The following is an 11841-nucleotide window of genomic DNA, read 5'->3' as shown; positions in this document are numbered from 1 at the left end:
AAACACGCTGCTTAAATAAATATTCATGAATAATAGCAAATCTTTTCCAACATTTTATATTCTTCCGCTTATATAATATAAAAAGTTAGCAGCGTATTTTTCAATATGCGCCACTAACTTTGAACTTCAAATATATTTAACCATTCCTTTATCCTGCAATTACTTCTTTAATTAAAGTTGGAGCTTCCACTTTATCTTGAACAATTTCAATATGTTTGTAAAGTTTATCTACCACTTCTGAAACATCTTCCCTATTTGCATGAATCGTAACAAGAGTTTCACCCTCTTGAACGGCATCTCCCACTTTTTTATGAAGAACAAGACCTACAGATAAATCGATAGTAGATTCTTTTGTAGCACGGCCTGCACCTAGCAACATTGCAGCCACCCCAATATCATCAGCTTCGATTTTAGCAACATAACCAGATTTTTTTGCAGGTAATTCAATTTGATATTTTGCTTGTGGTAGTAGTGAAGGATTGTCTACTACTGAAGCATCTCCGCCTTGTGCAGTGACAAACTTCTTAAACACTTCTAATGCTTGGCCGTTTGCAATGACTTCTTCCAGTTTTACACGGGCCTCGTCTATTGAATTTGCTTTTCCACCTAACACGACCATTTGAGAACCTAATGTATAGCATAGCTCCATTAAATCTTCAGGTCCATTCCCCTTTAATGTATCAATAGCTTCCTTTACCTCTAAAGCATTGCCAATTGCAAAGCCTAATGGTTGACTCATGTCCGAAATAATTGCCATCGTATTTCGACCAACATTATTGCCGATTTGCACCATGGCATGGGCTAAACTTTTAGCATCTTCAAATGTTTTCATAAATGCCCCATCGCCTGTTTTGACATCTAACACAATAGCGTCAGCTCCAGCAGCAATTTTTTTCGACATAATGGAGCTTGCAATTAAAGGAATACTCGGAACTGTTCCTGTTACATCACGCAAAGCATAAAGTTTTTTATCAGCAGGAGTTAAATTGCCACTTTGGCCAATTACCGCTGTGCCAATATCGTTTACTTGTTTTGTAAACTGTTCATTGGATAATTCAACATGAAACCCTTTAATAGACTCTAATTTATCGATTGTGCCACCAGTATGACCTAATCCACGACCACTCATTTTGGCAACAGGGACACCACAAGCAGCAACCATTGCAGCAAGTGATAAAGTTGTCGTATCTCCTACACCCCCGGTTGAGTGTTTGTCAACCTTGATTCCCTGAATTCCTGATAAATCAATTTGATCTCCCGATTCAACCATTGCCATTGTTAAATCAGCTCTTTCACGATCATTCATATCTTGGAAATAAATAGCCATCATTAAACTACTTACTTGATAATCGGGAATCGTACCTTCTGTATAGCCATTAACAAAAAAACGAATCTCTTCAGTTGTTAGTTCTTCACCATTTCGTTTTTTTTCAATAATATCAACCATTCTCATTATGTTGTCCCCCTATTTCAAGTTAGATAAAAAACTTGTACCAAATGGTGGTGCAGTTACATTAAAGTTTTCCGCAATCGTTGCTGCAATATCCGCAAATGTTTCACGTAGTGGTAGTTCACTGCCTTTTTTAAATCTTGGTGAATAAACAAGCAATGGAACATATTCACGTGTATGGTCTGTTCCAGGAAATGTTGGATCATTTCCATGGTCTGCAGTTATAATTAATAAATCTTCTTCATCTAGTGCAGTTAACACTTCTGGCAAGCGACGGTCAAATTCTTCAAGCGCTTCTCCATAACCGATTGGATCGCGGCGATGTCCATAGTTGGCATCAAAGTCAACTAAATTTAAGAAACTGATGCCATTAAATTCACGTTTTACTACTTCCGCAAATCGATCCATTCCGTCCATATTATTTTTTGTACGAATCGCCTCAGTAACACCTTCTCCATTATAAATATCTGAAATTTTACCGATTGCAATTACATCATATTCAGCATCTTTTAATTCATTCATTGTTGTTCGACCAAAAGGCTTTAGTGCGTAATCATGTCTGTTTGAAGTTCGTGTAAAATTACCTGGCGTGCCAATAAAAGGCCGCGCAATAACTCGACCAACTAAAAACTCAGGTTCAAGTGTAATTTCCCGAGCAATCTCACAGATTTTATAAAGTTCTTCCAACGGTACAATTTCTTCATGTGCAGCAATTTGTAGAACCGGATCAGCAGATGTATAGACGATGATTGCACCTGTTTCCATATGCTCTTTTCCTAATTCCTCAATAATTTCGGTACCACTAGCAGGCTTATTACCAATTACTTTTCTGCCCGTTTTAGCTTCTAATTGTTCAATTAATTCATTTGGAAACCCTTCAGGATAAACTTTAAACGGTTTATCAATATTTAACCCCATAATTTCCCAATGCCCAGTCATCGTATCTTTCCCTACAGATGCTTCTTGCATTTTTCCATAGAATGCTCTCGGTTCTTCGACTTTAGCAATGCCCTTTAATTCACGTATATTTGATAGACCAAGCAACTGCATATTAGGCATTGTTAATCCATTCATTTCTTGTGCGATATGCCCTAGTGTATCTGCACCTTCATCTCCAAATTTGTGTGAATCAGGTGCTTCTCCAATCCCTACAGAATCAAGAACAACTACATGTATTTTTTTAAAAGGTTTCATAAATACGTCCTCCTCTTTCAACTATATATTAACTAAATTACCATAAGAAATAAAGGTCAGACATCTAACCATTTTAATAAAATTTTTAAGCGCTTACTTTTCAACATACTTTTAGAGCAGCTTGATTCATTTTAAATTTTTATTTTCCTTCTTTTTGCTTTTTATACTTGTTCGGATGCTTACGCTCTTGGATGGAATTGTTTATATACTTCTGATAATCTCGTTTTACTAATATGTGTATAAATTTGAGTTGTAGAAATGTCTGCATGCCCTAACATTTCTTGTACTGCACGAAGATCTGCACCATTTTCAATTAAATGTGTAGCAAAACTATGTCTTAAAGTATGTGGTGTTATTTCTTTTTTGATGTTGGCTTTTGCAGCATGCTCTTTTAATAATTTCCAACATCCTTGCCGAGTTAAACGTTTTCCTCGTTGATTAATAAAAAAAGCATCTGTTTTTGGATACTTCCCTTGCAATTTTGCTCTGGCATTTTGCAAATAGTTTTCGCAAGCTCTAATTGCAGTCTTTCCAAGTGGAATAATCCGTTCTTTGCCTCCTTTACCAAATACCCGAACAAATCCCATTGTTAAATGAACGTCATTTAGATTTAGACCGATGCATTCGCTTATTCGCATCCCTGAACCATATAAAAGTTCAAGCATCGCAGCATCACGCACCCCCTGTGGTTTCATCTGGTCTGGTGCTGAAATTAACAAGTCAATTTCTTCAATTGATAAAACTTTAGGAAGTTTTTGTTCTATCTGCGGCATTTCTAAATGAACAGTTGGGTCATTTTCTGTAATTTTTTCACGCAACAAAAATTGATGAAATGAACGAATTGAAGAAATATGACGTGCAATTGTTCTTGATGAAATTCCTTGTCCGCGAAGGTTTTCTAAATGAAAAAGAATATGAGAACGTTCTACTTCATTCAAATTCGTTAATCCTTGATTGTTATGTATATGTTCAACATAGCTTTCTAAATCCCGTCGATATGAAGCCAACGTATTATGTGAAAGCTGTCTTTCAACCTGTAAAAAATGAAGATAATCTAAAATGGCTTCTTTTGCATCGTTCATCATTATCACCTGTCCTTCATATTTCCAATGATAGTTTTTTTCAAGAAAGTGTACAAGTATCCACTAACAGTCCGTATTTTGTGGACAAAAAAGAAAAAATGTACAACTCGCCAAATTTGCGAATCGTACATCCTTTCAAGTTATTTTTCTTCATTTTCCTTATCGTGACAACGATGGCATATTCCGTGGAATGTTAATCTATGATCTTTAATAATAAAATTCCAACGTTTTTCTACAACTGCTTCAACATCATCCAACAAATCTTCCTGAATTTCGTCAACTGCACCACATTCAATACAAACAAGATGATGATGGAAATGTTTTGCACCTTCTTGTCGAAGATCATACCGTGATACGCCATCCCCGAAATTAATTTTATCGACAATTTTTAGTTCAGTTAATAATTCTAATGTTCGATAAACGGTAGCTAAACCAATTTCCGGTGCTTTATCTTTTACTAGTAAATATACATCTTCAGCACTTAAGTGGTCTTCTTCATGTTCTAATAGTACCGCAACTGTCGCTTCACGCTGAGGCGTCAGTTTGTAGCCAGCACTATGTAGTTGCTTTTTTATACGATCAATACGGCTTTCCATAAGACGCCCTCCTAAACTCATTCCATTATACCAAATGAGTAAAACTTATTACAAGAGAGGGATTAATTATAAAATGTAAGAAATTGCAAAGATCTCTCCTACACAAATAATAGTAAGAGTTATGATAATGGTAACGAATAATTTTTGAGAAAATAAATTTTTACGAGTAGTACCAATTTTTTTCGTTGAATTAACTGAGCATAAGATAAAGAGTAAAAAACAATAAATTAATTGAAATGGGAACCACCAAACACTATAAGTTATCAAAGATTCTTGTTGAGTTAGTAGAAAAACAGAACTAAACCCAAAAAACGTTATCTTTACTGCAACGATAAATTTTGCTAATACGTGCAAAAAAGGATGCGTTGCAAAAAATAATACAAGGACAACCCAAGCAGCAAGCGGCAAAATCGTATTCCAAATTGATATGTCTGTTAAATCAAGAACTCTCGGATCAATATACTCTATTAACTTCATTGACTTGTCCAAAGAAAAAATTTGAAAACAAACTACACCGCTTACGAAGCTAATTGCTAGAATTACTGCATATTGAATAAATAGAACAGAACGAAACATAAGCATTCTCCTTTCGTTGATACAGCTTATGCTCGTCCTCTATCAATATACCCTTAATCTATGTTCGAATTTCGGTATAATCTATCAAATTTTCGTTGACAAAATTTTATTATTTTTGAGATAATCTCATCCATAATACTGCAAATGCAGTTTTTGCATCATAAATTCGTTGATCCTTTACCATTTCTTCTGCTTCCTCTATTGTAACTTCTAAAAGCTCGACAAACTCATCTTCATCAAGCTCTGCTTTTTCTTCTATTTTATACAAATTTTCTGCAACAAATAAATGTATAATTTCATCTGCAAAGCCAGGGGATGTAGAAAAGCTTTGTAAATAAGTTAACTTATGACAGCCATAACCTGTTTCTTCTTCTAATTCTCTTCTTGCAGTAACAGCAGGCTCTTCTCCAGGCTCTAATTTTCCAGCAGGTATTTCTATAATTGAACGTTCCAGCGCCTTTCGATATTGTTCAACAAGTACAATTTTCCCTTCATCCGTAATGGCAATAATTGCAACGGCCCCTGGGTGATTAATTATTTCTCGTTTTCCCTCTTTGCCATTTGGCAATATTACATCTTCTACTTTTAAAGAGATTACCTTCCCTTTAAATAGCTGTTTTGAATGAGTGGTTTTTTCTTCAAATTTTTTCATTTATAAAATGCCCTCACTTGTAGAGTTTATTAGTTTCATTGTACCATTAGTTATAGAATTTGTTTGGAAGAAAGTAGGGGAAAAAATGAAAAAAAGAACACTTGGAAAAAGTTCAATTCAAATTACAGAAATAAGTTTTGGCTGTATGTCGCTGCCGACAGATATAAATGAGTCAAAACTAATTGTAGAAGCAGCGATAGAAAATGGCATAAATTATTTTGACACTGCTGATTTGTATGATAAAGGTATAAATGAAGAAATTGTCGGCGAAATTTTAAAACCACATCGTCAACAAGTAATAATTGCAACAAAGGTGGGAAATCGCTGGAATGAAAATGAGGATGGCTGGCACTGGGACCCCTCCCCTGCACATATAGAAAGTGGACTTAAAGAGAGCCTTCGTCGGTTAAAAACAGATTATATTGATGTTTATCAACTTCACGGCGGTACAATAGAAGACCCTTGGGATGAAATTATTGATACATTTGAACGATTAAAAAGGGAAGGGCTTATTCGTGAATATGGCATTTCGTCCATTCGACCAAATGTTTTCAAACCTTTTTTACAAAATAGCAATGCAGTTTCTAATATGATGCAATATAGTATTTTAGATCGCCGTGCAGAGGAATGGTTTGATCTTATTGATAATACTGGAGCATCGGTTGTAACACGCGGTTCAATTGCTAAAGGAATCCTGACAAATGATTGGAATAATAGATTAACAAAATTAGAAAAATATATGAATTATTCAAAAGCAGAATTAGCAAACGTGTTAACCAATTTACAAAATGAATTTGGCGATATCCACGCGCTTGCACTTGCGTTTAACTTAAGCCACCCGGTAATTGCTTCTACTGTTATTGGAGCGCGTTCAAAACAGCAGCTTATTGAAAATATAAAGGCATACGAAAAAGCACAAACGATTGATAACATTACATTAGTAAATGACATAACAAAACGAGATGTGTACACAGAACATCGATGAAGAAATATATTTTTCTAATTATTGGCGTTCTACTCGTGTTAACTTATTTATCAAATATGCCCTATCAACAGCAAACGATTATTCCAGAATTAAGAGAAGTACTTAAGGAGCAGCCTTTTTATGAATTATTAAGTAAAATCGAAGTAACATATTGGGGAAAGACCATTTCAGTTGAAACACGAGGATATTATTATTTTGTAGAATTTTTAATTAGAAAAGGGTTCCATTTTGTTGGATATGGTTTCATCTCCATAGTATTTTACTTGTTTTATCGAAGGTTCAAGCGTAAATATCCTGTAATTTATGCTGTATTCACGACATTTATCATCGCTTGTTTAGATGAACTACATCAACGATACATAGCAGGTAGAACAGGCGTATTTGATGATGTCCTTTTAGATACAGCTGGAGCAATTATATTTGTTTTTTTATTTAAAATAGGTTTGACCATATTTCAAAAAGTAGGGAAAAGGAAAAAACATTAAACAATAATTGTTTAAAACAATTCATCACTTACTAGAGATTTATTAATTCGAGTAGTGATATTTGCACAACCTACTACCTATGTATAACAATAAGCAATACATTTAATAATCCAATCAAAAATTCTGAGCCTTACTACATAAAAATGATTAATAAGGCTCAGAATTTTTTTATTTTGAGGGATAATAAACTATTCAAGCTCAGCACAATGGCTCAATGATTCATTGCATTTAGTATTAAGCATATCAATTATCTATTACAAATAATGATTTATTATAAAAATCGACAGTATACAACTCTTCCTCTCACATCTTCTTTCTCATTCAGCTTTATTACAATGTAATTATTTTCCACGTTTTTCATATTATTGAACGAATAGCATAGATTATCAGTGGTTTATTATTATATAATTTAGCTATCAATGTTTAGGAGGAACCAGTTAAATGAAGAAAAGGTTCATTGGATTTTTTAGTACCGTTTTATTTGGTACGTTGTTATTAGTAGGATGCGGCTCAAAAGAAGCTGATACTACTCAGGAGGAACAAGAACAAGAGGTCGAAGCGCCAACAAATGAGGGCAGCGAACAACAACAATCAAGTGAAGACGAGACTATTGAAACTTCTCAATCAAGTGTAAATGAAGAAAATAATGAAGTGATAAGCACAAGTTTCGAGGGTGTTTCTTTTAATATCCCTAACTATGCTGAAAAATTGGATTTAGGCGAACAGCAATTACCAGTTGATGCTTATATGCTTGACTCTTCCACTGGCACTAGTTTCAATATTGTATTAGAGCCATTAGCGGAACCTTTAAGTCTAGAAGAATATATGAAATATGCAACCGCAAATACAGGTTTTGAATATTTAAGTGATGAATATTACACTTCAAATGACATTGAATGGAATGAAGTAGTGAGTTTAAATCACACTGAACAAGGTACCCTTAAATTAAATCAAAGAACTTTTATAATTGATAATCAAGTCTTTATCTTCACATATGCAAGTACACCTGAAAGTTACGACCAACTTCTTCAAGACTTCAATGCCATTACCGAATCTGTAAAGGTAAGTAATTAATTATTTTAAGAGAACTAACAGAAACCATTTTGAAACAATGGAAAAAATGGTTTCTGTTTTTCTTTATTTAGTCACTTCCTACATTACTTAAAAAACATGATGATCTTGTTTCTTTAATTAAAAGCAGGATAGGGTTTCTAACTTTCTTGATGAATAGTTAAATCTGAACTACCCCCTAATTGTTAGGCAATTAACAATCGGAGATGCAGTTCAATTTACCGTAACATCTTGTCCTTCTTTTATAAATAATTAATCATATCATCAAAATTTCACGAATATCCTCTTCAGTCAATGCAGCTGAAGTATTTTCTTCTTCATTCAAAATGTCTGAAATAAGGTTTTTCTTTTTTTCTTGTAGTGCATTTATTCTTTCCTCTATCGTACCCCGAGCAACAAGCTTAATTACTTGGACTGTATTTTTTTGGCCTATTCGATATGCACGATCTGCTGCTTGTGCCTCTACTGCCGGATTCCACCAAAGATCATATAAAATAACAGTATCCGCACCCGTAAGGTTGAGACCTGTACCTCCTGCTTTTAAGGAAATCAAAAACAAATCCCGCTCCCCATCATTAAATCGATTACAAAGATCTAGTCGCTTTTCAGAAGGGGTATTTCCATCAAGATAGAAATAGGTGTGACCGCGCATTGTCAACTCTCTCCCAATCAGCTCTAGCATTTTTGTAAATTGAGAGAATATTAACACCCTTCTGCCAGAAAGCCTTGATTCCTCAACTAATCGCAGTAATTGTTCAAATTTTGCTGAGCTTCCACTATACCCTTCGATGAACAAAGAGGGGTGACAACATATTTGCCTTAATCTTGTCAGACCAGCTAATATTCGAATACGATTTTTCTGATACGTTTCTTTATCGAGATGTTTCAATGTATCATGTCGGAGCTTTGCTAATAAAGCCAAATAGAGCTTTTTCTGTTCAGGTAACAGCTCTGATAATTCGAGAAACTCCTGTTTTTGAGGCAATTCAGTAAGGACATCCGCCTTTACACGACGAAGTAAAAATGGACGAACCCTTCTAGCAATTGCTTTTCTTGTCAAATGGCTGTATTCCTCCAGCCCTTGAAATAAGTGCGGAAAGACTACATGATAAATAGACCACAATTCCTCAAGTGAATTTTCAATTGGAGTTCCTGTTAAACCAAAGCGATTTTTTGCTTGAATTTTTTTAACAGCTCTTGAAGTTTGGGTAATCGGATTTTTAAATGCTTGTGCCTCATCAAAGAAAACCGTATGAAAGATTTGTTTCTCATACCATTTCAAATCGCGTCGCAGTAATGGATAAGACGTAATGATTACATCAATGTCTTCTAAACTTTGTTGTATCTTTTGACGTTCTGCTTGATTCCCATCAATAACAATTGCTTGAAGCTCTGGAGCAAACGTCATTATTTCTTGCAGCCAGTTATATGTTAAAGATGAAGGACAAACAATTAATACTGGATGCTTGTCACGGCGAATCGTAGATAATTCAGAAACAATAAAAGCAATACTTTGCAATGTTTTCCCAAGCCCCATATCATCTGCTAAAACTCCGCCGACCCCATAAGTTGCAAGGGCCTTCATCCATTTATAGCCTTGTTTTTGGTACTCTCTTAAAATGTCATTTAACTGTTCAGGTACCACAAAATCTAAATTCTTTGGTTCTAATAGTTGATGTACAAACTGTTGGAATGATTCCTCTACAGTAAAAATTTGTTCATCCTCTAGTAAATCAAGAAATCTTAAACTTTCTTTAATTGGCATATTTAATGTAGCCTCATAATGATCATCCTGTATCGGTATTGCATTTAGAAAACGATGTATTTCTTCCATTTCCTTTGTCTCAAGTGATAAAAGTGAGCCATTTGGGAGACGATAATATTTCTGCTTTAATTGTAGTGCAGCAAGTATCTCCTTAATTTGTTTGTCAGGAATTCCATCCATTTCAAATTTAAATTCAAGCCAATCGGTTCGTTCTTTTGGAACTTTTATTCGGATTCTCGGAGTTGCATTTTCTCTCATGATGCGAGTTCGGACAGCGGTTGTTGCATATATTTGTGCAAGTTGCTGAAGATTTGGAAGTTGATGATATAAAAAATCATACTCCAATTCTTCATTTTGCATATAATAGCCGCCTTCTGTAATTGTAAAACCGCTTTGTTCCATTAGCTCAAGGATTTCATTTTCTTTTTCAAGATCTCGTATAATCATTGGTCCTTTTGGAATGTCACGACTTTCTAATGGTTGTATTACTATATTTTCATAATGAAATTCAAGGCCAGCAAGAAGCCTATTTTTTAAACGGTCTAGATAAATTTTTGCAACTAATGGAGTTCGCATAAAGTTTTGAGTTAATTCATCTGAAACTTGAACAGTGCCAATCCTTTTCAAGCCAGGTACCACTTTTTTTAGAAAAAAGTCAATTTGTTCGTGTTGAATAGGAATTTGAGCTGCACTTAATCCTTGAAGCATTTGCTTCAATTGCATCAAACGTTCAAAATCTTGTCCTTCTAACTGAAATATTTCCCCATTTTTAATAACTGAATGATAGGCACTTAGAGGAATTAATTGATCTAATCCCTTTACAGTTAATCGATAGTTATTTACCTTACCCTTCTCCAAATAGAAGTGAAGTGGAGGAGGACCAACCTGAATGTGAAGGCCATGAAGGATTTGATTATTTTCCTCTTCAAGCTTAATGAATGGCACTTTTGTAAGCATTGGAAGTAAACTTAGCCATGCTGTGGGAGAGATGAGTAAAGTTTGATTTCGATTTGTATACTCATGTCGATTAGGTATTGCCTCAATATAAGCTTTTTCATCTAGAACAACATGAATGAGCTGATGAATTAATGCATCGGTTTCCTCTGTAAAACAATGTAGGTTCGGATCATACTCCAATACAGAAAATATGTTACTCGATTTCCCTTCGCTTACATCCTGAAGAAACTCTCGAATCATTGGTACCTGCGTTTGAGCAATCTCTAGTTCAATACCAAACAAATATTCATCAGTCGCAATTAAAATCGGTTTTAACGTAAAGTGAACATCAATTATCTCTCGCTTTTCAAAGTGAAGCTGGTGACCGCTTGTCTGTCTCTTACTTTCTGAAAAGAGTGTCATAAAGGTATCTGTAAAATTGTGATTGTTAGATGGTTGAACTTGAGAAGTAATGTTTCCTTGTTTCTTATGCTCATAAATAGCAATCAATACAGCAGCAGTATGTTGGCAACAATATTTAAAATTTGGTAAAGAAGGACAGGTACAGGCCGTCTTGATGCCACCAGAATCTTCTTTTCTAATTGTGACATGATAGTCTTCTGTTCCATGAACTATCGCTTTACAAAACTCTTCGTTATGTTGGAGTAATGACACTTTCCCCGCACGATAAAAAGAGTCTCCTCTTTTAAAGGAGACAGTACCGCACATTTCTTTAATGATTTTCTGGTTCAGTTTTATGTTCATGTTTGACTGCTCCTTTTCGTTGTATAGGGGAGTAATTGATTTATAATTTCAGTAATGGTCCTAACTATATTTTATCACGGTTTAATTAAGCCTTCGAGAAAAGCAATAAGAAAAAAGAAGGTTTGTAAGAGAAATTCGCCAATCTTATAGATCATTTTCCTTATATGCGTAAAATGCTTTATAACCTTTCACCGATATTCTTGTAGTAAATTTTCAGCAACCTCATCATTATTTTGATTCATATTTTTTTAATCCCTTTAATGCTAGATTTCACTTACATTTAT

General features: G+C 34.6%; 10 protein-coding genes. 3 read left to right on the top strand and 7 right to left on the bottom strand.

The window, feature by feature from the left end:
• Positions 1–148: 148 nt before the first annotated feature.
• The 6 genes from MKY04_RS07740 to MKY04_RS07715 all read right to left on the bottom strand — a co-directional run bounded on the left by MKY04_RS07740 (position 149) and on the right by MKY04_RS07715 (position 5550).
• The gene (locus MKY04_RS07740; RefSeq protein WP_126295654.1) at positions 149–1453 is read right to left on the bottom strand and encodes a pyrimidine-nucleoside phosphorylase; all 1305 of its coding nucleotides are present in this window, start codon (positions 1451–1453) and stop codon (positions 149–151) included.
• Between the two features lie 12 nt (positions 1454–1465).
• Positions 1466–2644: a phosphopentomutase gene (gene deoB, locus MKY04_RS07735; protein ID WP_126295655.1), complete on the bottom strand. Its 1179-nt coding sequence runs from the start codon at positions 2642–2644 to the stop codon at positions 1466–1468.
• A gap of 179 nt (positions 2645–2823) precedes the next feature.
• Positions 2824–3726 carry a site-specific tyrosine recombinase XerD gene (gene xerD, locus MKY04_RS07730; RefSeq protein WP_126295656.1) on the bottom strand — a complete coding sequence of 301 codons (903 nt, stop codon included), beginning with the start codon at positions 3724–3726 and terminating at the stop codon, positions 2824–2826.
• A 140-nt stretch (positions 3727–3866) separates the two neighbouring features.
• Entirely contained in the window at positions 3867–4322 is a 456-nt protein-coding gene (locus MKY04_RS07725) for a Fur family transcriptional regulator (protein WP_126295657.1), read from the bottom strand.
• A 66-nt stretch (positions 4323–4388) separates the two neighbouring features.
• On the bottom strand, positions 4389–4898 hold the full coding sequence (locus tag MKY04_RS07720; RefSeq protein WP_126295658.1) for a hypothetical protein: 510 nt from the start codon (positions 4896–4898) through the stop codon (positions 4389–4391).
• Positions 4899–5007: 109 nt separating this feature from the next.
• Positions 5008–5550, bottom strand: a complete 543-nt coding sequence (locus MKY04_RS07715; RefSeq protein ID WP_126295659.1) for an NUDIX hydrolase — start codon at positions 5548–5550, stop codon at positions 5008–5010.
• 85 nt (positions 5551–5635) lie between these two features.
• On the opposite strand from MKY04_RS07715, the gene MKY04_RS07710 reads away from it, so the two are divergent.
• From MKY04_RS07710 to MKY04_RS07700, 3 genes are all read left to right on the top strand, one after another.
• Positions 5636–6535: an aldo/keto reductase gene (locus MKY04_RS07710; RefSeq protein ID WP_126295660.1), complete on the top strand. Its 900-nt coding sequence runs from the start codon at positions 5636–5638 to the stop codon at positions 6533–6535.
• Positions 6532–7020 (top strand): VanZ family protein, encoded by a 489-nt coding sequence (locus MKY04_RS07705; RefSeq protein ID WP_246020447.1) that lies wholly within the window; start codon positions 6532–6534, stop codon positions 7018–7020. The genes MKY04_RS07710 and MKY04_RS07705 overlap by 4 nt, the downstream gene beginning before the upstream one ends.
• 441 nt (positions 7021–7461) lie before the next feature.
• Positions 7462–8094 (top strand): hypothetical protein, encoded by a 633-nt coding sequence (locus tag MKY04_RS07700; protein ID WP_126295661.1) that lies wholly within the window; start codon positions 7462–7464, stop codon positions 8092–8094.
• 253 nt (positions 8095–8347) lie between these two features.
• Here MKY04_RS07700 and MKY04_RS07695 read toward each other — a convergent pair whose 3' ends face one another.
• A complete protein-coding gene (locus tag MKY04_RS07695; protein WP_126295662.1) occupies positions 8348–11557 on the bottom strand; it encodes a DEAD/DEAH box helicase in 3210 nt (1069 codons plus the stop codon).
• Positions 11558–11841: the final 284 nt, after the last annotated feature.

Source organism: Lysinibacillus telephonicus, assembly GCF_039654155.1.
Classification (GTDB): domain Bacteria; phylum Bacillota; class Bacilli; order Bacillales_A; family Planococcaceae; genus Ureibacillus; species Ureibacillus telephonicus.
This window is presented reverse-complemented; position numbering and strand designations above follow the sequence as displayed.

Excerpts from the sequence above, each read along its gene's own strand:
- MKY04_RS07740 (WP_126295654.1), bottom strand. The coding sequence starts at position 1,453 with ATGAGAATGGTTGATATTATTGAAAAAAAACGAAATGGTGAAGAACTA.
- deoB (WP_126295655.1), bottom strand. The coding sequence starts at position 2,644 with ATGAAACCTTTTAAAAAAATACATGTAGTTGTTCTTGATTCTGTAGGG.
- xerD (WP_126295656.1), bottom strand. The coding sequence starts at position 3,726 with ATGAACGATGCAAAAGAAGCCATTTTAGATTATCTTCATTTTTTACAG.
- MKY04_RS07725 (WP_126295657.1), bottom strand. The coding sequence starts at position 4,322 with ATGGAAAGCCGTATTGATCGTATAAAAAAGCAACTACATAGTGCTGGC.
- MKY04_RS07720 (WP_126295658.1), bottom strand. The coding sequence starts at position 4,898 with ATGTTTCGTTCTGTTCTATTTATTCAATATGCAGTAATTCTAGCAATT.
- MKY04_RS07715 (WP_126295659.1), bottom strand. The coding sequence starts at position 5,550 with ATGAAAAAATTTGAAGAAAAAACCACTCATTCAAAACAGCTATTTAAA.
- MKY04_RS07710 (WP_126295660.1), top strand. The coding sequence starts at position 5,636 with ATGAAAAAAAGAACACTTGGAAAAAGTTCAATTCAAATTACAGAAATA.
- MKY04_RS07705 (WP_246020447.1), top strand. The coding sequence starts at position 6,532 with ATGAAGAAATATATTTTTCTAATTATTGGCGTTCTACTCGTGTTAACT.
- MKY04_RS07700 (WP_126295661.1), top strand. The coding sequence starts at position 7,462 with ATGAAGAAAAGGTTCATTGGATTTTTTAGTACCGTTTTATTTGGTACG.
- MKY04_RS07695 (WP_126295662.1), bottom strand. The coding sequence starts at position 11,557 with ATGAACATAAAACTGAACCAGAAAATCATTAAAGAAATGTGCGGTACT.